The sequence below is a fragment of the Oceanobacillus locisalsi genome, assembly GCF_042675985.1.
Classification (GTDB): Bacteria; Bacillota; Bacilli; order Bacillales; family Amphibacillaceae; genus Oceanobacillus; species Oceanobacillus locisalsi.
Genome location: NZ_JBHTKK010000009.1, coordinates 62,265 through 86,268, shown reverse-complemented (window position 1 = coordinate 86,268; position 24,004 = coordinate 62,265). Strand labels below are relative to the sequence as shown.

The 24,004-nt window shown below is 38.7% G+C and carries 26 protein-coding genes; 21 read left to right on the top strand and 5 right to left on the bottom strand.

Annotated elements, in window-relative coordinates; translation table 11 throughout:
- The first annotated feature begins 10 nt into the window (after nt 1-10).
- From folD to spo0A, 9 genes are all read left to right on the top strand, one after another.
- The gene (folD, locus tag ACFQ19_RS09245; RefSeq protein ID WP_379591792.1) at nt 11-868 is read left to right on the top strand and encodes a bifunctional methylenetetrahydrofolate dehydrogenase/methenyltetrahydrofolate cyclohydrolase FolD; all 858 of its coding nucleotides are present in this window, start codon (nt 11-13) and stop codon (nt 866-868) included.
- Nucleotides 865-2,235: an exodeoxyribonuclease VII large subunit gene (xseA, locus tag ACFQ19_RS09240; RefSeq protein ID WP_379591791.1), complete on the top strand. Its 1,371-nt coding sequence runs from the start codon at nt 865-867 to the stop codon at nt 2,233-2,235. Before folD ends, xseA begins: the two co-directional genes overlap by 4 nt.
- Nucleotides 2,213-2,455, top strand: coding sequence for an exodeoxyribonuclease VII small subunit (xseB, locus tag ACFQ19_RS09235; RefSeq protein WP_379591790.1), 243 nt, complete (start codon nt 2,213-2,215; stop codon nt 2,453-2,455). Before xseA ends, xseB begins: the two co-directional genes overlap by 23 nt.
- Nucleotide 2,456: 1 nt before the next feature.
- Nucleotides 2,457-3,341: a polyprenyl synthetase family protein gene (locus ACFQ19_RS09230; protein ID WP_379591789.1), complete on the top strand. Its 885-nt coding sequence runs from the start codon at nt 2,457-2,459 to the stop codon at nt 3,339-3,341.
- A 20-nt stretch (nt 3,342-3,361) separates the two neighbouring features.
- Nucleotides 3,362-4,177, top strand: a complete 816-nt coding sequence (locus ACFQ19_RS09225; RefSeq protein WP_379591788.1) for a TlyA family RNA methyltransferase — start codon at nt 3,362-3,364, stop codon at nt 4,175-4,177.
- Between the two features lie 34 nt (nt 4,178-4,211).
- The gene (gene ahrC, locus ACFQ19_RS09220) at nt 4,212-4,661 is read left to right on the top strand and encodes a transcriptional regulator AhrC/ArgR (RefSeq protein WP_379591787.1); all 450 of its coding nucleotides are present in this window, start codon (nt 4,212-4,214) and stop codon (nt 4,659-4,661) included.
- Between the two features lie 36 nt (nt 4,662-4,697).
- Nucleotides 4,698-6,392 (top strand): DNA repair protein RecN, encoded by a 1,695-nt coding sequence (recN, locus tag ACFQ19_RS09215; protein WP_379591786.1) that lies wholly within the window; start codon nt 4,698-4,700, stop codon nt 6,390-6,392.
- A gap of 245 nt (nt 6,393-6,637) precedes the next feature.
- A complete protein-coding gene (gene spoIVB / locus ACFQ19_RS09210; protein ID WP_379591785.1) occupies nt 6,638-7,834 on the top strand; it encodes a SpoIVB peptidase in 1,197 nt (398 codons plus the stop codon).
- 323 nt (nt 7,835-8,157) lie between these two features.
- The gene (gene spo0A, locus ACFQ19_RS09205) at nt 8,158-8,940 is read left to right on the top strand and encodes a sporulation transcription factor Spo0A (protein ID WP_379591784.1); all 783 of its coding nucleotides are present in this window, start codon (nt 8,158-8,160) and stop codon (nt 8,938-8,940) included.
- A gap of 270 nt (nt 8,941-9,210) precedes the next feature.
- Here spo0A and ACFQ19_RS09200 read toward each other — a convergent pair whose 3' ends face one another.
- On the bottom strand, nt 9,211-9,471 hold the full coding sequence (locus ACFQ19_RS09200; protein WP_379591783.1) for a hypothetical protein: 261 nt from the start codon (nt 9,469-9,471) through the stop codon (nt 9,211-9,213).
- A gap of 182 nt (nt 9,472-9,653) precedes the next feature.
- Complete coding sequence (gene lexA, locus ACFQ19_RS09195) at nt 9,654-10,274, bottom strand: transcriptional repressor LexA (protein WP_379591782.1); 621 nt, start codon at nt 10,272-10,274, stop codon at nt 9,654-9,656.
- A gap of 398 nt (nt 10,275-10,672) precedes the next feature.
- Here lexA and ACFQ19_RS09190 point away from each other — a divergent pair, with 398 nt between their 5' ends.
- The 7 genes from ACFQ19_RS09190 to ACFQ19_RS09160 all read left to right on the top strand — a co-directional run bounded on the left by ACFQ19_RS09190 (nt 10,673) and on the right by ACFQ19_RS09160 (nt 16,944).
- Nucleotides 10,673-11,323, top strand: coding sequence for a YneB family resolvase-like protein (locus ACFQ19_RS09190; RefSeq protein ID WP_379591781.1), 651 nt, complete (start codon nt 10,673-10,675; stop codon nt 11,321-11,323).
- 104 nt (nt 11,324-11,427) lie between these two features.
- Entirely contained in the window at nt 11,428-11,661 is a 234-nt protein-coding gene (locus tag ACFQ19_RS09185; RefSeq protein WP_379591780.1) for a DUF896 domain-containing protein, read from the top strand.
- 91 nt (nt 11,662-11,752) lie between these two features.
- Complete coding sequence (gene tkt, locus ACFQ19_RS09180; RefSeq protein WP_379591779.1) at nt 11,753-13,753, top strand: transketolase; 2,001 nt, start codon at nt 11,753-11,755, stop codon at nt 13,751-13,753.
- 151 nt (nt 13,754-13,904) lie between these two features.
- On the top strand, nt 13,905-14,363 hold the full coding sequence (gene sirA, locus ACFQ19_RS09175) for a sporulation inhibitor of replication protein SirA (RefSeq protein WP_379591778.1): 459 nt from the start codon (nt 13,905-13,907) through the stop codon (nt 14,361-14,363).
- Between the two features lie 47 nt (nt 14,364-14,410).
- Entirely contained in the window at nt 14,411-14,632 is a 222-nt protein-coding gene (locus tag ACFQ19_RS09170; RefSeq protein ID WP_080874558.1) for a YneF family protein, read from the top strand.
- A 1,026-nt stretch (nt 14,633-15,658) separates the two neighbouring features.
- Nucleotides 15,659-16,363 (top strand): cytochrome c biogenesis CcdA family protein, encoded by a 705-nt coding sequence (locus tag ACFQ19_RS09165; RefSeq protein ID WP_379591777.1) that lies wholly within the window; start codon nt 15,659-15,661, stop codon nt 16,361-16,363.
- Nucleotides 16,364-16,476: 113 nt separating this feature from the next.
- Nucleotides 16,477-16,944, top strand: a complete 468-nt coding sequence (locus tag ACFQ19_RS09160) for a CcdC family protein (RefSeq protein ID WP_379591776.1) — start codon at nt 16,477-16,479, stop codon at nt 16,942-16,944.
- Between the two features lie 88 nt (nt 16,945-17,032).
- On the opposite strand, the gene ACFQ19_RS09155 is transcribed toward ACFQ19_RS09160, so the two are convergent.
- Nucleotides 17,033-17,506, bottom strand: a complete 474-nt coding sequence (locus ACFQ19_RS09155) for a DUF2621 family protein (protein WP_379591775.1) — start codon at nt 17,504-17,506, stop codon at nt 17,033-17,035.
- Nucleotides 17,507-17,731: 225 nt separating this feature from the next.
- Here ACFQ19_RS09155 and ACFQ19_RS09150 point away from each other — a divergent pair, with 225 nt between their 5' ends.
- From ACFQ19_RS09150 to ACFQ19_RS09130, 5 genes are all read left to right on the top strand, one after another.
- Nucleotides 17,732-18,859, top strand: a complete 1,128-nt coding sequence (locus ACFQ19_RS09150; protein ID WP_379591774.1) for an ATP-binding protein — start codon at nt 17,732-17,734, stop codon at nt 18,857-18,859.
- A 244-nt stretch (nt 18,860-19,103) separates the two neighbouring features.
- Nucleotides 19,104-21,815: an aconitate hydratase AcnA gene (gene acnA, locus ACFQ19_RS09145; protein ID WP_379591773.1), complete on the top strand. Its 2,712-nt coding sequence runs from the start codon at nt 19,104-19,106 to the stop codon at nt 21,813-21,815.
- Between the two features lie 145 nt (nt 21,816-21,960).
- On the top strand, nt 21,961-22,560 hold the full coding sequence (locus ACFQ19_RS09140) for a TlpA family protein disulfide reductase (protein ID WP_379591772.1): 600 nt from the start codon (nt 21,961-21,963) through the stop codon (nt 22,558-22,560).
- Nucleotides 22,561-22,590: 30 nt separating this feature from the next.
- Nucleotides 22,591-23,013: an acyl-CoA thioesterase gene (locus ACFQ19_RS09135; RefSeq protein ID WP_379591771.1), complete on the top strand. Its 423-nt coding sequence runs from the start codon at nt 22,591-22,593 to the stop codon at nt 23,011-23,013.
- A 93-nt stretch (nt 23,014-23,106) separates the two neighbouring features.
- Nucleotides 23,107-23,403, top strand: coding sequence for a hypothetical protein (locus ACFQ19_RS09130; RefSeq protein WP_379591770.1), 297 nt, complete (start codon nt 23,107-23,109; stop codon nt 23,401-23,403).
- A gap of 36 nt (nt 23,404-23,439) precedes the next feature.
- Here ACFQ19_RS09130 and ACFQ19_RS09125 read toward each other — a convergent pair whose 3' ends face one another.
- The gene (locus tag ACFQ19_RS09125; protein WP_379591769.1) at nt 23,440-23,739 is read right to left on the bottom strand and encodes a HesB/YadR/YfhF family protein; all 300 of its coding nucleotides are present in this window, start codon (nt 23,737-23,739) and stop codon (nt 23,440-23,442) included.
- Nucleotides 23,740-23,766: 27 nt separating this feature from the next.
- Entirely contained in the window at nt 23,767-24,003 is a 237-nt protein-coding gene (gene yidD, locus ACFQ19_RS09120; protein WP_379591768.1) for a membrane protein insertion efficiency factor YidD, read from the bottom strand.
- Nucleotide 24,004: the final 1 nt, after the last annotated feature.

Below are 24,004 nucleotides of genomic sequence, written 5' to 3'. Positions count from 1 at the left end.
AGGCGTTAGTGTGACTGCAGAATTATTGAATGGAAGAGAATTATCGGATAAATTAAAAGAAGAAATGAAACAAGAAGTCGCTGCATTAAAAGAACAGCAGCATATCCATCCCCATTTAACGGTTATTTTAGTGGGAGATGATCCTGCTTCAAAATCGTATGTGAGAGGGAAAGAAAAAGCCTGTGATTATACCGGTATTTCATCTGATTTGATTGAACTTCCCATATCAGTATCAGAGCAAAAGCTGTTACAAATTATTGAAGAACAAAATAATAATAACGATGTACATGGTATTCTTGTACAATTGCCTTTACCTGATCATATCGATGAACAGAAGGTTATTCACGCAATCTCTCCGTTAAAAGATGTAGATGGTTTCCATCCGGTTAATATTGGAAAACTGGTGAATGGAGAAGAAACATTTTTGCCGTGCACTCCTTTTGGTATTTTAACCATGCTGGAATCGAAAGATATTGATATAGAAGGAAAACATGCAGTGATTATCGGACGCAGCAATATTGTCGGAAAACCGATGGGACTATTGTTGTTAGAGAGAAATGCGACGGTTACATACTGCCATTCCCGTACAAAAAACCTTCGTGAAATTGCATCTGAAGCAGATATTTTAGTGGTTGCAATGGGCAGACAAAATGCTGTAGACGGAAGCTACGTAAAAGAAGGTGCAGCTGTCATTGATGTTGGTATCAACCGTATGGAAAACGGGAAACTGACAGGTGACGTGGATTTTGAAAGTGCGAAAGAAAAAGCTGCTTATATTACACCTGTTCCACGCGGAGTCGGTCCGATGACAATTACGATGCTTTTAAAAAATACCATTAAAGCAGCTAAAGGATTGGCTGAAAAGTGAAAGACAATTATTTAACGGTTACTGCACTGACAAGGTATGTCAAGCGTAAGATAGATACAGATCCCCATCTGCGCCAAGTTTGGCTGCGCGGGGAGATATCTAACTTTAAACATCACAGTCGCGGGCATATGTATATGACGATTAAAGATGACAATGCCCGTATTCAGGCAGTGATGTTTTCTTCCAATAACAGCAAGCTTGTCTTTCGCCCGGAAAATGGCATGAGTGTACTGATTCGCGGAGAGGTAAGTGTATATGAAGCAAACGGGCAGTATCAACTCTATATTCGTGAAATGGAGCCAGACGGTATCGGCGCATTGTACCAAGCTTTTGAGCAATTAAAAGAAAAATTGCAAACAGAAGGCTTATTTGATGCTGGTCAGAAAAAGGAAATTCCCGTTTATCCCAATCATGTCGGCGTTATTACATCACCCACAGGAGCCGCTGTACGCGATATTGTGACAACGATTGAAAGAAGGTCGCCTTCTGTGAGCATTACAGTTTTACCGGTTTCTGTTCAAGGACCGCAAGCTGCAGGTTCGATTGTTAAAAAAATACAGTACGCAAATGCTTTTCCGAATGAATATGATGTATTAATCGTCGGCCGCGGCGGGGGTTCTATTGAAGAATTGTGGAGCTTTAATGAAGAAGCAGTAGCACGAGCAATTTATACATCAGAGATTCCTGTCATTTCTGCGGTGGGACACGAAACGGATACAACGATTGCCGATTTTGTATCTGATCTACGGGCACCGACACCGACAGGAGCGGCCGAGTTAGCTGTTCCTTCACAAAAAGAGCAGTTGGATAAAGTGTCGTACTTGAAACAGCGACTCACTCAATATATGCGCTCAGGTATCCAGATGCATCAAAACCGTTTGGAATCTTTAAGCCAAACCTATGCATTAAAATACCCGAAACAGTTACTTGCTCAAAAAGAACAAGAATTGGATAATATGTTGGATACGTTAAACAAATCGTTGAAGAGAAAAATGGAACAGAAACGTATTTCTTATACCCATTTAAAACAGAGACTGGATACACAGCATCCAGAGCAGGAAATCAAAATAGCTTCTGAAAAAAATAATACCCTGCTGTCCGATTTAAATAAATCCATGAAACAGCGGCTCACCAAATCAGAAAGCGATTTGCAAGCTTCTATTAATAAATTAACATTGGTTAATCCACTCGCTATCATGGCCCGTGGATATGGAATCAGCTACGATCAGGATGGCAAGGTGGTCAAGTCGGTAAATGATGTGAGCGAGGGTGCACCGATGGATGTGCAATTGCAAGACGGATATGTACAAACAAAAGTACAGAAGATAGAGGAGGCAGATCAAAGTGGCGGAAGAGAAGAATTATGATGAATTAACGTTTGAGCAGGCTATGGAAAAGCTGGAAGTCATCGTAAAAAAACTGGAAGAAGGCGATGTGCCGCTGGAACAGGCTATCGAGTACTATCATGATGGAATGAAACTCTCTAAGCTTTGCAATGAAAAGTTAACTAACGTACAGGAAAAGATGGTTTCCATTTTAAACGAGCAGGGTGAACTGGAGTCATTTGATGTAGAGGAGGAAAAGTAAGATGCATGAACGATTGCAAGCTTATTTAGATTATTACCGGGAAGAACTGCAAAAAGCATATACAAGCTGCTTTGATAAGCTCGATATACCGGAAAACCTGAAATCGTCGATGCTCTATTCTTTAGATGCAGGGGGAAAAAGGTTGCGTCCGATTTTATTATTTGCAAGCTATGAAGTGTATGGGGAGGATGTACAAAAAGCGATGTCATCTGCTATTGCTCTGGAGATGATACATACCTACTCGCTCATTCATGATGATTTGCCAGCGATGGACGATGATGATTACCGCCGCGGAATGTTGACCAACCATAAAAAGTTCGATGAGGCAACAGCGATTCTTGCCGGAGATGCATTGCTCACCTACAGCTTTGAGCTGATTTTAAGTGATCCACTTCTCACTTCGGATCAAAAAGTAACGCTCACAAGAGCTTTAACGGCTTGCAGCGGACCAAAAGGAATGGTCGGCGGACAAATTCTTGATATGGAAGCGGAAAAGCAATCTGTTTCATTAGAAGTAATGGAAGAGATCCATACGTTGAAAACAGGTGAGCTGATTCGATTTGCGATTTTTGCAGGAGCATATTTAGCGGATGCCACAGCGGATCAGTTACATTATTTAGAGAAGTACGCGCATTATTTAGGTCTTATTTTTCAAGTGCAGGATGATATTCTCGACGTTTCCGGGGAAGAAGACAAATTGGGTAAACCTGTCGGAAGTGATGAATTGAATGAAAAAAGCACTTATCCGAAATTATTAGGACTGGAAGGCGCAATTGCTCAAAAAGAAGAATATGTCCAAAAAGCATATGAAAACTTAAAATTAGCGGATGCTGAAGATTCGCTGTTAAGAGCGTTAACGGATTACTTTAGTGAAAGAGACCACTAAACAGGTAAAGGAACAGGTTTATGAAAAAAAAGAAAAAAATTGCTGAGCTATTGGTGGAACGGGAACTGGTGGAAGATTTAGAAAGTGCCAAACGTGCTTGCATGGCCGGATTGGTTTATTCCGAAGAAGAACGCATGGATAAACCCGGAATCCTTATCCCTGTTGAAAAACCGCTCCGAATCAAAGACAAGCGTTTAAAATATGTAGGACGGGGCGGTTATAAGCTTGAAAAAGCACTTCAAACATTTCCGGTGAGTGTAGCAGATAAAATCTTTATGGATATCGGTTCATCAACAGGCGGCTTTACAGACTGTGCTTTAAAAAATGGTGCTAAAAAATGCTATGCGATTGATGTTGGCTATAATCAATTGGACTGGAAGCTCCGTAACGATTCCAGGGTTATCAGCATGGAACGGACAAACTTCAGGCATGTGACATCGGATTTGTTGTACGCCGGCTGTCCTGAAGCAGCTTCAATCGATGTGTCTTTTATTTCGTTAAAACATATTTTTCCTGTTCTTGCGACATTACTCCAGGAACAAAATGATGTCATTGCCTTAATAAAACCTCAATTTGAAGCCCTCAGAGAACAGGTGGGGGAAAAAGGAATTGTAAGAGACGCAGCAATTCATTTAGAGGTTTTGGAAAAAGTCATACATTACGCTAAGGACGCTTCCTTCGACTTAATGGATATTACTTATTCACCTATCAAAGGAACAGAAGGCAATATTGAATTTTTGGCGCATTTCAAATGGGCAAATAAAGAGACGCCCAAAGATATTGTTTTAGAAAAGGTTGTGGCGGAAGCACAGCAGGCATTGGCATTAATCGAATAGATTTGGCGGCATGATGATAAAGGAGGGTTTGTAAATGAGTAAAATACAGCGCCATATAAAAATTCGTGAATTAATTACAGAAAATATTATTGAAACACAGGATGAACTGGTTGATTCATTGAAAAATCTCGACTATAACGTGACACAGGCTACTGTTTCACGAGATATTAAAGAATTGCAATTGGTAAAGGTGCCGACAAATACGGGCCAGTATAAGTACAGCTTACCGGCAGACCAGCGGTTTAATCCATTACAGAAACTGCAGCGCCTGATTGTGGATACGTTTGTCAAAATCGAAAATGCAAGTCATTTTATTATTTTAAAAACACTCCCCGGTAATGCGCATGCAGTTGGCGTCCTAATCGATAATCTGGACTGGGAAGAGATTATGGGAACCATCTGCGGAGATGATACTTGCTTAATTATATGCAGAACGCCGGAACATGCGGAAGATATTAAAAATCGATTAATTGGAATGCTTTAAGAGGATGTTCAAAATTATTTAGTCGGGGGGAGCAGCATGTTAACGGAATTATCTATAAAAAACTTTGCAATTATTGAGGAACTGTCCCTGAATTTTCAAGAAGGATTAACGGTGTTAACCGGGGAAACCGGGGCAGGAAAATCAATTATCATTGATGCGATCCAATTATTGGCCGGCGCAAGAGGGTCGGTTGACTTTGTTCGACATGAATCGAAAAAAGCAGAGATTGAAGGACTTTTTTTCATCGATCACGAAAATCATCCTATTTATCAGGTCGGAAAAGCATACGGGATTGAAATCAATGACGAGCAAATTGTGCTGGGACGGACGATAACCTCATCCGGAAAAAGCATCTGCCGAGTGAACAGTAAATTAGTGACACTGGCAATTCTTCGCGAATTTGGAAAAACATTGATTGATATCCATAGCCAGCATGAGACCCAATCACTGATGGATAATGAGCAGCATATTGACTTTTTAGACCTTTATCTTGGAGACGAGATGAAAGAAGCTAAAAAGGAATATCGGAATATTTATGAGCGGCTGGAAAAGTTAAAAAAGAAGTATCGTGATCTGAATGATAATGAACAAGAGATGGCGCAGCGCCTGGATTTGCTTCAATTTCAACAGCAAGAATTAACGGAAGCACAGCTTGTACCCAATGAAGATAAGGATTTAGAAGAAGAACGGAACCAGTTAGCCAACTATGAAAAAATACACCAGTCGCTTTCTGACGCTTATTATTCTTTATATGGCGAACAACGCGGATTGGATTTAATCAATCATGCACAGCGGTCTTTACAGGATGCGGCTGATTTGGATCCCTTTATTGCTGAAAAAGCAGATGCAATCTCCAATCATTATTATATGCTGGAAGAAAGCTCTTATGATATCCGGAATTATCTTGACCAGTTGCAATATAACCCGGAAAGACTCAATGAGATTGAGCAGCGAATGGATGAATTGAACAGATTAAAACGGAAATACGGTTCCACAGTGGAAGAGATGACAGACTATTTAGGCCGGGTGGAAGAAGAGATTGAACAGATTTCAAACCGAGAAACGCATTTAAATACACTGGTCACTGAAATTGATGAGCTGGAAAAAGATGCTTTATTAGAGGCAGATCAGCTTCATCATTTGCGAAAGCAGGCTGCTGATAAATTAACAGAAGATATTCACCGGGAATTGAAAGATCTCTATTTGGAAAAAACGACCTTTTCCATCGATTTTGAGGATTCAACACAACGAAAGCTGAAATCAAACGGTTATGATAAAATATTATTTCGTATTTCCACCAACGTCGGCGAACCTTTAAAAGATCTGACAAAAATAGCTTCAGGCGGAGAATTATCCAGAATCATGCTTGCTTTAAAGAAAATTTTTTCAAAGCATCAAGGTATTACGAGTGTTATTTTTGATGAAGTGGATACAGGTGTCAGCGGAAGAGTTGCACAGGCGATTGCTGAAAAAATTCATGAAGTCTCACTGGATTCACAAGTTCTATGTATCACCCACCTTCCCCAAGTTGCCGCCATGGCAGACACACATAAATTTATCCAAAAACAAGAAAAAGAAAACCGCACTTTTACTTCTGTTGTTGAATTAAATGATACAGAACTTATTGAAGAATTAAGCCGAATGGTTACAGGAACAAAACTGACAGATACCGCGATAGAACATGCGAAGGAAATGTTAGCGTTGGCAGATCGTTTTAAAAAATCAAATTAAAGGGATAAAAACCTGAAAAAACCGGACAATATAAGTACCGGTTTTTTCTTTTTCCTATACTTACAAATTCCGTCAATAGCGTGTCTGTTTGCATCCGAGGAACAATACACTATACATTCGTTTCTCTATTTTTTAGAGGAAAAGATACACATATCACATAGGTTGTTCCAGTTTAAACTGCCCTCCAACTGCAAAAAGTATAGGTACAGAAAGATCATATTTTTTGTAAGAGGAGGAGTCGATTCATGCAGAGACCAGGCAAGAACAAGTGGATATATCTCATTAGCCCGCTTTTATCACTTGTTTTTATGTTATTTTTTATTTCCCCTTCCTTTATCCACGCAGAAACTTCCATGCAGGGATATAAAGAAGTATTTCAAGATCATCCCATCCTTCCTTTTTTCAATAAAGGAGAACGTACCAATAACGAAAATAGTGACAAGCAGTATCAAGACCTCGAGGATGTCAGAATAATCCCGGGAGGACAGTCAATTGGCGTTCAATTAGAAACAAAAGGTGTGCTGGTGGTTGGACATCATAAAGTGAAAGAGTCAGAAGGAACAAAATCACCGGGGGAAGCCGCCAAAATAAATGTCGGTGATACAATTGTAGAAATTAACGGACAAAAAATTAACCATATGACCGATATCAAACCAATTGTAGATCATAGCGGTAAAGAAAACAAAGCGCTGCAAGTCAAGCTGAAGCGTGGAGATAAATTTATGGAAACCAACTTACAGCCTGTTTTTGATAAAAAAGAAAAAGCCTACAAAATTGGTTTATATATCAGGGATACAGCAGCAGGTATTGGAACGATGACATTTTATGAACCGAAATCAGGAAAATATGGTGCTTTAGGTCATGTTATTTCCGATATGGATACGAAGAAACCGATTGACATTAAACAAGGGTCAATTATTCACTCATCCGTGACCTCCATTGAAAAAGGGGATAATGGGCTGCCAGGCGAGAAGCAGGCATCTTTTCAAACCCAGGAAAAGCGAATCGGTAATATAACAAAAAACACAGACTTTGGGATATTTGGAAAACTGGAGAAAGGAGTCAATCATGAAAAATATGAAGAATCCTTTCCAGTGGCATTATCTCATGAAGTAAAAGAAGGTCCTGCAAAAATTTTAACGGTTGTAGATGGAGAAAAAATTGAAGAATTCGAGGTTGAAATTATCAGCAGTGTTCCTCAGAAATCAGCTTCCACAAAAGGAATGGTTATTCAAATTACAGATCCGCGCTTGTTAGAAGTAACAGGCGGAATTGTTCAAGGAATGAGCGGAAGTCCCATTATTCAAAATGACAAAATTATTGGCGCTGTAACCCATGTATTTGTTAATGATCCCACTTCCGGTTATGGTGTTCACATTGAATGGATGCTGGAAGATGCCGATATTATCGAACCGGATAATGATAATGAAGTTGCGGCATAAAAAGACAATACAAAACCTGTGGCGGCGAAGGCAAATGGCTGTCACAGGTTTTGTATTATATATTTCGGAAAAGAAACCGGTTCGCTTTTTTATAAGGAATGTTTTTTAAATTTCTTGAAAAAAATACATATATATCTGTTATAATGAAAACGGATACAATGATGTCTTGAACAAGATGTCGAAAGATGTTGAAAAACGGAGAATAAAAGAGAATGTGAAAGAAAATCGAAATAAATCAAATTTATTTTGATTTTTAAGAGGATATTCTTATTATTTGTAGAATAAGTAATAAGCGCATAAAAAGCAAAAGGGAGGATTTTTTAGTGAGTAAAATTTCAGTATGTTTTGTAGATGATAACCGTGAGTTAATTCAATTAATGGAGGACTTTTTTGGACAGCAGAATGAAATAGAGGTTGTCGGAACCGCATTAAATGGCAAGGATTGCATCACATTAATCGAGGAAAAAACACCAGATGTTTTGGTATTAGATATTATTATGCCGCACATGGATGGTATTGCGGTATTAAATGAAATTAAAAAAATGAACTTAACTAAAAAACCACACGTTATTATGCTGACGGCTTTTGGCCAGGAAGAGGTCATGAAAAAAGCAGTGGACTTAGGTGCTTCTTATTTTATTCTGAAACCATTTGATATACAGAACTTGGCTGATCAAATTCTTCAAGTACGGGGATTCACTGCGCCAAGAGTATCTAATATAACGAAAACAAATGTAGATGATAAAAAGAAACAGGATTTGGAAGCTAATATAACCAATATAATTCATGAAATCGGCGTACCTGCGCATATTAAAGGATACATGTACTTAAGAGAAGCAATTACAATGGTTTATAACGATATCGAGTTGTTAGGCTCCATTACAAAAGTACTTTACCCGGATATCGCTAAAAAGTTCAGCACAACTGCTTCACGTGTTGAAAGAGCGATTCGCCATGCCATAGAGGTTGCCTGGAGCAGAGGCAACGTTGATTCTATATCTGCTTTATTTGGTTACACCATCAATATCTCCAAAGCTAAACCTACAAATAGCGAATTCATTGCGATGGTGGCTGACAGATTAAGGCTGGAGCATAAGGTGAGTTAGTGGGTACTAAACCCGATGTGTAACAGGATTTATATTACTTATACAATATTTACAATCCGGTATATAAAAGCAGATACATTCCTTTTTAGGACGATAAATAAATGGTTTGTTCATCATAAGACATTTTTCTTTAATAGGGTGTAATATTGCCCTGGTGAAGAGAGATGTCTTTTGTTATATACAGTTACAGAGTTGCGAATGCCAAAACAACGGCATAAATTCATGATGCGATGTTATGAAGGGAATATACTGTGGTGCCATCAAATTGAATTATCCAAGAATGAAAACTGCAATTTGGTACCATGCTGCAAGCCCGACAAGCAACAAAGCAGAAAATATTTTAATGATATTTTTCCTGGAAAAATAATTTTTGTCCGGATGGACTTCTAAAAATGTGAGAATGAGTAAAAGCATGGACAGAAAAGGAAGGGTTAAATAATCTGCAACTTTCGTTAAATAAATAAGACCACATACAAAGGCAATGAGGATAATCGGAATATAAATCCATCTTTTTTTTATGATGTCAGGCAAGGCAATACACTCCTTAAGCTTGTCTTTAATACAAGCATATGAAGCGTGTGCATCATATATGTTTAAAAAGTTAACAGGTACATTTACACGAATGTGACTGTTAACTTTTTTAATTCATAAATATTTCGTTGTACAGCTGTCTATATATCCCTCGGGATACTCAGAGAGCTGTATCGTTTGGATTAATGTATATTACGATACAGTCCGATAACTTTACCAAGAATCGTTACGTTTTCATAATAGAGAGGTTCCATTGTCGGATTTTCAGGCTGCAGACGGAAACGGTTCTTTTCTTTAAAAAATCGTTTGACAGTAGCTTCATCATCTTCTGTCATAGCTACAACAATATCCCCGTTATCCGCAGAATTTTGCTGTTTAACAATAACCATATCATTATCCAGGATGCCTGCCTCAATCATGCTTTCCCCGTCGATAATAAGTACAAACAGATTATCATCCGGTCCGGCTGAAGAGCTGGGAACAGGAATGTATTCCTCAATATTTTCAATTGCAGTAATAGGAATGCCTGCTGTTACTTTACCAATCACAGGTATATAAATGGCTTTATCTCTGGGCGCTTCATTCTCATTGCCGTATATAATTTCAATAGCACGGGGTTTCGTCGGGTCTCTGCGAATATACCCTTTATTTTCTAATCTCTCTAAATGACCATGAACAGTAGAACTTGAAGCTAATTCGACAGCTACTGCAATTTCACGTACGGAAGGCGGATAGCCTTTTTGTTCTACTTCATCTTTAATAAAGTTAAAAATCATCTGCTGTCTTTTTGATAGTTTTGTCATGATTTTCTCCCCTCTAGCATAGGTATTTGTTATTTACAAGTATAGCATGTATTTCTGTCTTTTACAAACAAACGTTCTAAAAATTGTTGACAAGAACAGTTGTTCTTTATATACTATTTTTAGAACAGCTGTTCCGGAGATTTATAAAATAACTGAAGGGGAGTTTTAAAATGTTTGAAAAACTAATGAAGTCTGATGCGTTTTATATTATATCTTTTATTGTAGCTTTGTTATTTTTATATGTAATGATGGTGACGACTGCTTAGATTTTGGAACAGGATGACTTATTTCCTTGCTTATTTTATAAGGATTGAATAAAATTTGTAACGAAAGCGAAACAACATAACAGGATAACCCGGAATTTGGACAAGAACGGTTGACTATTGGAGGAAAAGATATTGCGAACGATTATTTACTGCCGGGTGAGTACAGATAAAAAAACACAGGAAACATCACTGGAAAGACAATACGAAGAATTAACAGCCTTCGCTGAAAAGTTACATTTCACTGTCATTGACTGCATACAGGAAAAAGCCAGCAGCTATGATATCGATAGAGATGGTATATTTAAGCTTCTTGATTATTTTTCCCGTCAAGAAGCTGACTGTCTTTGTATTCAGGATGAAACGAGGCTGGGAAGAGGAAATACAAAAATTGCTTTATTTCATCAACTGCGAAAAATGAATATACCGATTTATACCGTAACGCATGAAGGGGAACTCGAATTGAATGAGTCTGACTCGATGGTCCTGAACATTGTCGGTATAGTAGAAGAACATCAGCGCAAATTACATAATATGAAAATAAAACGGGGCATGCGCAGAGCTGTATCTAATGGATATAATCCGCAGGAAAATTTAAATCATATTGATCAGTCTCCCGGAAGAGAACGTGCTGAGATTCCAATTAAAGAGATTGTACGGCTTCGTCAGAATCAATTAACATTTCAAGAAATTACATCGGTTTTAAATGGACTGGGGTATCACGCCTCGAAAGCAACGATCCATCGCCGCTATCAGGAATATATCAATTCCTTGAATGATGACTGACAGTGACGTAATATAGAAGGGTAAAACAATGCTTTAGATTATCCGACATGTCATAATGCATTGACAACATTTTGAATATGTAGCGACAGAAGGAGGGACAAGTTATGTTGTCTAAAGACAAATTAGATAGAATAAACGTATTAGCGAAAAAATCGAAAAATGAAGGTTTGACCGAAGACGAAAAAACAGAACAGAAAGAACTTCGTGAAGCGTACCTTGCAAATGTGCGGGGAGCTTTTAAAAATCACTTAAAAGGGATGACAGTAGTGGACCCTGAAGGCAATGATGTGACACCGAAAAAACTCCGTGATTATCAGGATCGTAACAAGAAACATTAATTGGCTGCATGGACTTAGCTTGTATCGTTCCGTATTTCATTATAAAATAGAGTTATGAACAGAATATGTTTGCAGTGGAAGGAGAAAAATAATGACACAAGAAATTGAACAACTATCCATTAATACGATTCGCACATTAGCTATTGATGCAATTGAAAACGCAAGCTCAGGCCATCCTGGTTTGCCAATGGGGGCAGCACCGATGGCTTACACACTTTGGACTGACTTTATGGATCATAATCCGAAGAATTCAAAATGGTTCAACCGGGATCGTTTTGTATTATCAGCGGGGCATGGTTCGATGTTACTTTACAGCCTGTTGCATTTATCCGGCTATAAAGTTTCTATTGACGATTTAAAAAATTTCCGTCAATGGGATTCAAAAACACCGGGGCATCCGGAAGTGCATCATACAGACGGGGTTGAAGCAACAACCGGTCCATTAGGACAGGGTATTGCGATGTCTGTTGGAATGGCAATGGCAGAAGCACATCTTGGCGCGACTTATAATAAAGAAGGTTATGATGTAGTAGATCATTACACTTACGCTATTGTCAGCGATGGAGATTTAATGGAAGGGATTTCTCACGAAGCAGCGTCGCTTGCAGGCCACATGGGCTTAGGGAAGCTGATTGCTTTATATGATTCCAATGATATTTCATTAGACGGCGATTTAGACCGTTCATTCTCTGAAAACACAGAACAACGCTTTAAAGCATATGGCTGGCAAGTACTGCGGGTAGAAGACGGCAATGATCTCAAAACTATTCGTCAGGCGATTAAAGAAGCACAGCAAAATAAAGACCAGCCGACATTAATTGAGGTCAAAACTGTTATTGGTTATGGTTCTCCAAATAAATCTGCTTCCAGCGCTGCCCACGGAGCTGCACTTGGAGCGGACGAAGTGAAATTAACAAAAGAGAATTACAATTGGACGTATGATGAATTCCATGTACCTGATGAAGTATATGCCGACTTTAAAGAAAAAATTATTGATGACGGTTCAGACAAAGAAGCTGCTTGGAATCAACTTGTTTCAGCTTATACGGAAGCTTTTCCGGAGTTAGGTAAAAACTTAGAACTTGCAATAAAAGGGGAACTTCCTGAAAACTGGGAAGAAAATCTGCCGGTTTATGAGGAAGGTTCTAAGCTGGCTACACGCGCTTCATCTGGTGAAGTATTAAACGCCGTGGCGAAAACTGTTCCAAACTTTTTTGGAGGCAGTGCAGACCTGGCTGGATCGAATAAAACAACAATCAAAGATGAAAATGATTTTACAAAAGAAGATTATACCGGACGCAATATTTGGTTTGGTGTACGAGAACATGCCATGGGCGCAGCATTAAATGGAATGGCTCTTCACGGAGGATTAAATATCTTTGGGGGAACATTCTTTGTATTCAGTGACTATTTACGTCCTTCTATCCGCCTGGCATCTATTATGAATGCACCGGTAACTTATGTATTCACCCATGATTCGATTGCAGTAGGTGAAGATGGACCGACGCATGAACCTATTGAACAATTAGCAGCTTTACGTGCTATGCCGCATTTATCGCTCATTCGTCCAGCAGATGCCAATGAAGTACAGGCTGCGTGGAGAATAGCTTTAGAGTCAACTAACCAGCCGACAGCTCTTGTGTTGACACGCCAAAACATTCCTACACTGGCTCATACGGCAGAACTTGCATACGACGGCGTTAAAAAAGGCGCTTATATTGTAAGTGACTCTGAAAAAGAGACACCAGATGCGCTGCTTTTAGCTACCGGTTCTGAAGTTCACTTGGCAGTTGCAGCTCAAGAAGCTCTTCAAGCAAAAGATATCGATGTGCGAGTAGTTAGTATGCCTTCTTGGGACCGTTTTGAAGTACAAGATGAAGCTTATAAAAATAAAGTACTTCCGAAAGAGGTAACTGCCAGAGTCGGACTTGAAATGGCTTCCTCATTCGGATGGGACCGTTATGTCGGTCTGGAAGGCAAAACCCTTACCATTGATCGTTTCGGTGCTTCTGCTAATGGCGATTTAATTATTGAAAAATATGGTTTTACCGTAGAAAACGTTGTTCAATTAGTAGAAGAAGTAACGAAATAAAAAAGAATATATGATGTCTATAAAGAGAGAGATGGATACCATTTCTCTCTTTATTCTTGTATTCGACAAAAGAAGTTGTTTCTTGCACGCTATTTTGACAAGTTCCGGAGATAGATTCCCCTATAATAGATAGACAAAGGGGGAATACGTGATGAATGAATACGCAATTTATTGGATAGAAGAAAATGTGGCAAAAAACTATTTTCATAAAAGTGATTTATTACATCGGTTCTTTTTGGAATGTAATGAGAAAAAGGATGAAATCATTATAAGAAAGCAATTTCGATTTATAACACGAAAAATCCATTTTTATAAGTTTGCTATGCATTTGAAGACGTTTTCTTCGCCGGAAATTAACGTAAAACGAATTGGAAATCGAGTTCTCATAAAAAGGGGAGAAGAGACAGTTTGCCTGTATATTGAGAATGGAGAATTAATTTTGAAATGTAATCATTTAACTACCGCAGTGTCACTGCTTTTTCCTATTTTAGAAGATATTCATCCTTATTTCTTTGTTCAGGGGAAAGATACACCGCAATACGGGTGGATTTCTCCTAAGCCATTGAAAGCTATGAATGATGAAAGTCAAGTGTTGTATAATTTCCTCTAATCTAATATACTGTACTAGAGACAACACGAAGGAGGAAATGTAGTAACATGAGTACGATATGGGTAGTATTAATTGCAATTGCAGCTTTAATTGCTGGTGTTGCTCTTGGATTTTTCATTGCTAGAAAATATATGATGAACTACTTGAAAAAGAATCCGCCGATCAATGAGCAAATGCTTCGTACATTGATGATGCAAATGGGCCAAAAGCCGTCACAAAAGAAAATCAATCAAATGATGCGGTCTATGAATAACCAAAATCAGAAATAACCCTTGATATATCAGCCTTACAACCATCTTGATTTTTTCTGATTATAATAAAAAACTGTCGGATTAATTTTTTCTTTAAAGTAAAAAGTGATTGGTTACGTAATTTCAAAAACCATTTTTCTGTTAAAAGTGAAGCAGAAGAGTGGTTTTTTATTTTCTTGTATGATTTAGTTACTCAACTTACGTACTTAAAAATAAGCATATAAACCTTGCTTTGAGTTAAAGTGTCCTGCTATTTTTTTGAACAGGGTATGGTGTACAGCTCCCGCTCCGGCCAAGCCCCCCGCTTTCCGACGTACAACGGTTTTTGATGGGGCGAGTAACCGCAGTCCCAGGACGTCCTAGTGTCGGCCGTTGGTCACAGGACGTGACCGGTCTTAGCCGACTAGGAGTCTCCGTGGTTGGCCTGCGCTCTAATAGGATGCTACAGCGTTTGGAAGAAATAACATCCTGATGAAGTGAGATAAAATAATGGCTTTCATGCACAGAAAGGAATGCTTGCTGAACATTTTTATCATGCACCACGAAAAATGTGTTCTGTCTAATCTACTTTTATTTGTTCAGCTATTTCATATAGAGAACATCCTACTAGCGGAGGCGGACCGTTTTGACTCCTGAGGGATCAGCGCGCTCTTCAGCTAACTTTTGCCAAGCGCTCTTCTTGGCAAAAGTTAGCTGAAGAGCGTGCCCCTAGGAAAGCAAAACGGTCCGCCGCAGCGGTGATATGCCTCACACTTTCCCTTCTCATCTTTCTCAACAGCTGTATGAAAGAAACGATCAATCTCTGTTCCCTTGGAATGGAAGTTACTTTTAAAGTCCGAAAATTGAGTTAGTTAAAAATCCTTCCTAAAAAAGATCAAAACGAAATCTATAATAGGTATTACACCATCAAATTCAGCGAAGAACCGAAAAAGGAGAAGAGAATATTTTTGAAATTTCATTCATAAAGTGTGTATAGATTGTCATAAATTTGACTTTTATTTTTGTGTTTCTCTGTTAAAATAGAGATGATTAGGGGGGAGTCATGTGGAAGAGATTAATATTTTTCTGGCCTTTGCAGCTGGATTCCTTTCATTTATTTCGCCTTGTGTTCTTCCTTTATACCCTGTATTTCTTTCGTATATTACTGGAATGAGCATGGATGAAGTAAATCAAGATGATAAACGGCTCGATCGAAAAGCGATATTACATACAATATGTTTTCTAATCGGTTTTTCAAGTATTTTTATAATGATTGGATTTACGACAACATATATTTCCGAATTTTTAATGACTTATCAAGATACCATTAGACAGATTGGCGCTATTTTAATTATCTTTTTTGGTCTGGTTATTGTAGGCGTTTTAAATTTCGAATTTCTGATGAAAGATCGTAAAATTCAGTTTAAAAACCGTCCGGCCGGGTTTTTTGGTTCCATTATTATTGGAATGGCGTTTTCTTTAGGCTGGACACCGTGTACTGGACCGATTTTAATGGTTGTATTCTCGTTAGCGGCAACGAATCCAAATATTGGGCTTGTTATGATGATCAGCTATATCTTAGGTTTTGCTATTCCTTTCTTGTTACTTGCTTTTTTCATCGGCAAATTAAAGTGGTTTAGAAAGCATAGCAAAAAAATGGTGAAAATCGGCGGATGGATTATGATATTCATGGGGGTTGCCTTATTCTTTGATTGGATGACGAAAATTACAGCGTTTTTAGCAAATTTATTCGGATTTTCCGGTTTTTAAATTTATTGATATGATAACCGGATTCCTTTGAAAACATTTTATTGAGCGGGAAGTATCGGCCGCTATGACGTGGACCGGTATTTTCTGTTGTATAAAGAAAAGAGTTGTTATTTATGTATTTAGCAATTGCGACAACAGCTGTCTTTGCATTCATGGCAATTGTGATGATTTTTGTACGAATGCGTGCTTCCAGAAGGCCGGCATCTGTAAAAAAGATTATATTACCGCCTTTTTTCATGAGTACGGGTGCATTGATGTTCTTATTTCCCATGTTTCGGATAAGCTGGCTTCAGGTTGCAGAAGCGTTGGCTGTGGGAATCATATTTTCGATTTTTTTAATAAAAACATCAAAATTAGAGCTTTCTGATGATAATATTTACGTCAAACCTTCGAAAATGTTTCCGGTTATTTTAGTTGGCTTATTAATCATTCGTATCACTATTAAGCTTATTATTGGGACAAGCATCTCCGTAGGCGAGACCTCAGGAATGTTCTTTTTACTTGCCTTAGGGATGATAGGTACATGGAGGCTGGCTATGCTCTATCAATATGTACAATTAACCAAAAAGCAAAGTGCATGACGTTCTGCACTTTGCTTTTTGGTTGCGGACAAATTCCAATGCTGAAAGAACCTGAAAAATTCCTGCTGCCAAGATATACGAATTAACCTTATGAATTTTTCTGTTTGTATTTTTCTCTCCAATTCTCCTGATAGTCTTCTTTGGATTGTTTGAAAAAAGATTCATATGGAGTGACATCAATGTTTTTTTCTTTTAGTTTTTTACGAAGAAATTTGTGATCTTTTTTCGGTGTTGCTAAAATATATCCTTCTATCAATGTTGCATGTGTAATAGTAGCTTCATTTTTCTGAATGGATAACTCTCCAATTTTGCTGGCGATTCTTTGTCTGGCTACATCTCTGAACAGTTCAGGAACAGGGGAGACCAATTCTTCCAAAAAGTCCTTTTCTGTTTGGGACCATTTATGTATGGTTTGCTCTAAATAATGTTCTTCCCAGTCCATAATAGATCGTCCGTCTTCTTTCGGGAGTTTTTTTAAAAACTTTCGAAACATAAAATATCCACCGATTGCCATTAAACCAATTAATAAACAGCCCCACAGTATAATAATCAGTGATATCATCGCACACCTCACCTTAATTTTACATGAAAAAATTACGAATATTGCTAATTTATTCTCAACTAATCAATTTATTTTTTTAGAAAATTGTAGTAACATGAATTTAACCATTGTTAAGTTTCCTTACTTTAACATTATAAAGATAATAAGAAATATACACAAGTATTCATAATTGTTTCGTCATAATCATACATATTATTTATAACACCTTCTGAAAGGAGCATGGGTATGGATAGAAATAATAGAAATGAGAACCCGAGTGACTTACAAAGTTCTGAAAGTCGTTATAATTTACACCCTGATGCAGCGCTTTCAGCGGCCATTATTTCATGGCTGAGCAAGAAAATAGAAGGAATAGTAGTGGTCATGAATACCAATCAGGAAATTGAATATATTAGTGACTCTGTATATGGGATACTTGGCTATGATCCGGAAGAAGTAATCGGAAAAACGTGGAGCAATTCTCCGATTAAAATAGATTCAGAAATTATTTCACAAGCTGTAGCAGATGACGAAATGAAACACAAAAAACTATTAATAGACATTCCGGATAAAAATGGGGAGAAGCTTTCTTTTTCTTGTGAGTTAAACAATATTTTTCAAGATATAGATGTTGAAAAAAGATACTTGTTTTACCTGGAACGAAAAGAAGAAGATACCAGGTTGGATGATTTAATGATTCGTTCGGAAAAGATGAATGTAGCTGGGCAGTTAGCTGCCAGTTTGGCTCATGAAATCCGCAATCCGCTTACATCGCTGAAAGGTTTTTTGCAATTGCTGCAGGCTGGTGCACAGCATAAAGAAGAATATTTTAATGTGATGATTGAAGAAGTCGATAAAATTGAGTCGATTACATCTGAACTGCTATTTATTTCTAAGCCGTTGACGGACAACCGTTCCAAAGAAAAAGTAACAAAAATGATGCAAGATGTAGAACTGTTATTACAATCGCAAGCGACGCAAAAAGATATTCAAATTCAATTGCAAAGCAGTACAGAAGCGTCTATTCTTTGTGACCGGTCCCAAATTAAACAAGTTCTGATTAATCTGGTGAAAAATGCGATTGAAGCCATGGAACAGTCCGGAAAAATAATCGTAGAAGCGGAAGAAATAGAACATAAAGTAAAATTATCCGTTATTGATGAAGGCTGCGGGTTGCCGGAAGATGCCGTGCATCGATTGGGAGAGCCGTTTTTCACAACGAAAAGTTCTGGTACAGGACTGGGGCTTTTGATTACGAAGAAAATCCTCAGCAACCATGACGCCGATCTGCATATGTATAATAATGTCTCCAAAGGGAGTACATTTGAGATTATTTTTCCTAAAGCTGATGACGAAGCTGGTATAGACGAATAATGTTATCCTGGTTGTTTTATATTCCTTTTTTCTATTAATAATCAGCAATCATATAAGTTAAATTTATCTCTTGGCATAACTTTTTACTATCTACTATTTAACAATAATTATTTGTTTTATTTACTAGATTCCTATATTATATATTATGAACGGTTTATTAATTGGAATAGCATATGAATGAAAAAAGGAATACCTTCTTTATTGTAATGAGAAGAAGGGTAGGAAATGAAAGGGGTAACACTATATGTCGAACACAAATGCGTATAATGCAAAAAAGCAGTTCGAATTGAATGGTAAAACGTATAATTATTACCATTTGAAAGCGCTGGAAGAAGCGGGTTTAGGTAAAGTAGATCGCTTGCCTTTTTCTGTGCGTGTTCTTTTAGAATCATTATTAAGACAACAAGATGGCCATCAAATTAAAAATGAGCATGTTGAATCCTTAGCACAATGGGGAACAGATAAAGCTACAGGGGAAGATGTTCCGTTCAAGCCTTCTCGTGTCATCCTTCAAGATTTTACAGGGGTACCTGCCGTTGTAGATCTTGCATCCCTTCGTAAGGCAACTGTTGACCTAGGAGGAGAGCCGGATAAAATCAACCCGGAAGTTCCTGTAGACTTAGTTATTGACCACTCTGTACAAGTTGACCAATATGGTACTTCGGATGCGTTACGTGCAAATATGGAACTGGAATTTGAACGTAATGCTGAGCGTTATCAGTTCTTAAACTGGGCACAGAAAGCATTTAATAACTATCGTGCTGTACCGCCTGCAACTGGTATTGTCCATCAGGTAAACCTGGAGTATCTGGCTGATGTTGTGCACGCACGTGAAAATGAAGACGGTACTTATGATACATTCCCGGATTCACTTGTGGGAACAGACTCTCATACGACGATGATTAACGGCCTTGGTATTCTTGGCTGGGGCGTTGGCGGAATTGAAGCAGAAGCAGGTATGCTTGGACAGCCTTCTTTTTTCCCTGCACCGGAAGTTATCGGCGTGAAATTTACAGGTTCCTTCCCGAATGGAACAACAGCAACCGACCTGGCATTAAAAGTAACGCAAGTGTTGCGTGAACAAAATGTTGTCGGGAAATTCGTAGAGTACTTCGGTCCAGGACTGAAGGATATGCCATTGGCAGACCGTGCTACCATTTCCAACATGGCTCCGGAATATGGTGCTACTTGCGGTTTCTTCCCGATTGACCAGGAAACATTGGATTATCTGAAATTAACCGGACGCAGTGATGAATTAATCAGCGTTGTAGAAAAATACAGTAAAGAAAATGACTTATGGTATGATTCAGATGATGCGGATCCAGAATATACACAAGTCATCGAAATTAACTTGTCCGAATTAGAGCCGAATCTTTCCGGTCCAAAACGTCCGCAAGATTTAATCGCTCTTTCTGACATGAAAAAAGAATTCAATAAAGCAATAACTGCGAAAGAAGGCAACCAAGGATTCGGATTAGATAAATCTGAATTTGATAAAGAGGTTGAAATCAACCATCCAAACGGAAAAACTTCTGTGATGAAAACAGGAAGTCTTGCGATTGCGGCGATTACATCCTGTACAAACACATCCAACCCTTACGTGATGTTAGGTGCTGGATTGGTTGCGAAAAAAGCAGTTGAAAAAGGCTTGGAAGTTCCTGAGTATGTCAAAACGTCATTAGCACCTGGTTCAAAAGTAGTAACACGCTACTTGGAAGATGCCGGTTTGCAAACGTATTTAGATCAATTAGGCTTTAACCTTGTAGGTTACGGATGTACAACATGTATCGGTAACTCGGGTCCATTACGTGAAGAGATTGAACAAGCGATTGCCGAGAATGATTTAGTCGCATCTTCCGTATTATCCGGTAACCGTAACTTTGAAGGGCGTATCCATCCGCTGGTGAAAGCAAACTACCTTGCTTCTCCGCCACTTGTTGTTGCCTATGCACTGGCTGGAACAACGGATTTGGATCTCGTAAAAGAGCCTATTGGCAAAGATTCAGACGGTAAAGATGTTTACATGCAGGATATTTGGCCAACACTGACAGAAATCAAAGATGAAGTACAAAAAGTAGTAACACCTGAAATTTTCCGTAAAGAGTATGAAGATGTTTTCAACTCAAACGAAAAATGGAATGAAATTGATACAACAGATGAACCGTTGTTTGAGTGGGATGAAGATTCTACTTATATTCAAAACCCACCATTCTTTGAAGGTTTAACGCCTGAGGCAGGTACTGTTGAGCCACTTAGCGGGTTACGTGCTATCGGCCTGTTTGGAGATTCTGTCACAACCGACCATATCTCACCAGCAGGTGCTATCGCAAAAGATATGCCAGCAGGTAAGTTCTTGCAGGAAAAAGGTGTTTCACCTAGAAACTTTAACTCTTACGGATCTCGCCGTGGTAATCATGAGATTATGATGCGTGGTACATTTGCAAACATTCGTATCCGTAACTTGCTGGCTCCTGGCACAGAGGGCGGTTATACAACATACTGGCCAACTGGCGAAGTCATGCCAATCTATGATGCTGCAATGAAATATCAACAAGATGGAACAGGTCTTGTAGTTATCGGCGGAAAAGATTATGGCATGGGCTCTTCCCGTGACTGGGCTGCAAAAGGTACAAATCTGTTAGGAATCAAAATGGTTATTGCGGAAAGCTTTGAGCGTATTCACCGTTCGAACCTTGTTATGATGGGTGTATTGCCGCTTCAATTTGAAAAAGGCGACAGTGCGGAAAGCTTAGGGCTAACAGGGAAAGAAACATTTGCTGTAGATGTGGATGAAACTGTAAAACCTGGCGATTTAGTAAACGTAACTGCAACAGATGAAGATGGAAAAGTAACTTCCTTTAAAGCAGTTGCCCGTTTTGATAGTGATGTTGAAATTGATTACTATCGTCATGGTGGTATCCTGCGTATGGTACTGCGTGATAAAGTAAAAGCATAAGCAGTTAGATATGTAACTGATAACGAAAAAGAGTTTTGCTGATTGAAGGCAAAACTCTTTTTCTATGGAGTCTATATTCTTTACAAATTTTGCGTTCCTCTTTACGATAGAAGCAGGAAAACTATGTGGATGGTGGGAGATACGATTGTATAAACGAATATTTGCGCTTACTCTATTGCTTGTTCTTGTCGGGGTTGTTATTGCAAATGTGATCGTGGATAGAACAGATGATACAACAGGGGGAGAAGAGGAGGCGGAACTTGTAGACGATGGTTCATCCAGCCAAGGTGCCGGCATTGCACCTGCAGAAAGTACTGGAATAGAGCCCGGTGAACCCGCTCCTGACTTTGAACTCGAGACGTTGGAAGGAGAAAGTTTTCGTCTGTCTGATTTACAGGGAGAGAAGGTGATTTTAAACTTCTGGTATTCTTGGTGCCCTCCTTGTATTGAAGAAATGCCTGAAATACAGGAATTCTATGACGATTATCAGGATGAGGTAGAAGTAGTTGCTGTTAATATGACACAGCATGAAAATCAATTGTCGGATATCGGGGATTTTATTGATGAAAATGAACATACTTTTACAGTACCGTTAGATGAGGACGATTCGTTATCGGAACCATATGTTGTCTATGCTGCACCGACGACATATTTTATAGGAACAGATGGTACGATACAACAGCCTAGAAGAATTGGACCGATGGATTATGAATTCATGGAAGAAATGGTTCAGGGAATGGATTAATTGACCGAGAAGGAAGAGGAGGAAGAAAGTTTGTTAGTTACAGAAACACCTATAGAAGTAAGATATCAGGAAACCGATCAGATGGGAGTGGTGTATCATGCTAACTACCTTGTATGGTTTGAAATCGGCCGTACAAAGTTTGTAGAGGCGTTAGGGCTTAACTACCATCAAGGTATGGAGCAGCAAAATGTTGTTTCTCCGGTGATTGACGCGCACATTTCCTATAAAAATGCTGTGCGCTATGGTGAAAAACCAGTTGTAAAAACATGGCTGGAAGCTTATGATGGCTTACGTACGGTTTATCGGTATGAAATTTTAACAGAAACAGGAGACACTGCTGTTACAGGTACGACCACACATACGATTGTGGATAAAGACACATTTCGGCCGCTGTCGATCCGCAGAAAATTTCCTGATTGGCATGCTGCCTATCAAAAACAGCTTGGCAGTTAAGAAAGTATAAACTTTCTTACTGCATAAGTGTAACTAAGGTTGTCACCTAAAGGCTTGGTGACAACCAAGTTTTCTAAAGAAAGAGGAGTAAGAATGGCTTTTGGCTTAAAAAGAGAAGAATTAAATCAGTGGAAGCGAAATGTCCGGGCCGGGAAAATTGATTTTATTACGCATTATTGGCTGGATGACCGCTTTCCTGGCTGCAATACAGTGACCAAAGTGGGTTGCAGTGATTTGGAAAAACTGAAAGAATGGGGCAGAAAATATCAGCTGGATGAATCCTGGATTGATTTAAAGCCGGAATACCCCCATTTTGATCTATTCGGTGATTACCAGTGGAAAATTTTAAAATCAGAAAACCGGTTGGAGCAATTGGAACGGTTTCAGTAAAAAAACGCAGGTGAGCTACCTGCGTTTTTTTACTGTCTATTCGTTTCTTTCGAGGTATTCTATTTTAGGTTCCTGGCTGGAATCATCATAAGATATGGACAAATCAGCGCCTTCAAAATACCAATCATCTGATTCTTCGATAAAAAACAGAATATCGTTTACTTTGGCAGAAGCTGCTTCATTTTCGGGTTCCTCCGCTTTTATACCAAGTGAAAATCCAGCTATTCTGCCGCCCACTCCGCCATATCTCGGGAAGAAACGGACATGTTTTTCATCTTGAAGATCTAACTCTTCTTTATACCAATTTGCTGCTTGTTCTGTTACTGTTATTTCCATTCTATCTCTCCCTTCCAAGAAAAAACGTTAAGGGTGCTTTTTCTTTTCACCCTTTTCCGGGACGTAATCCACGCCCCCTGCATGAAACGGGTGACATTTACTAATTCTTTTTATAGATAATATAGCCCCTTTAAAAAAACCAAAACGTCGGAACGCCTCTAATGCATAAGCGGAACAAGTAGGGTAGAAACGGCAAGACGCCGGTGTGAAAGGGCTAATAGCAAGCTGATAAAAGCGGATTAGCCCAATAAAAATATATTTCATT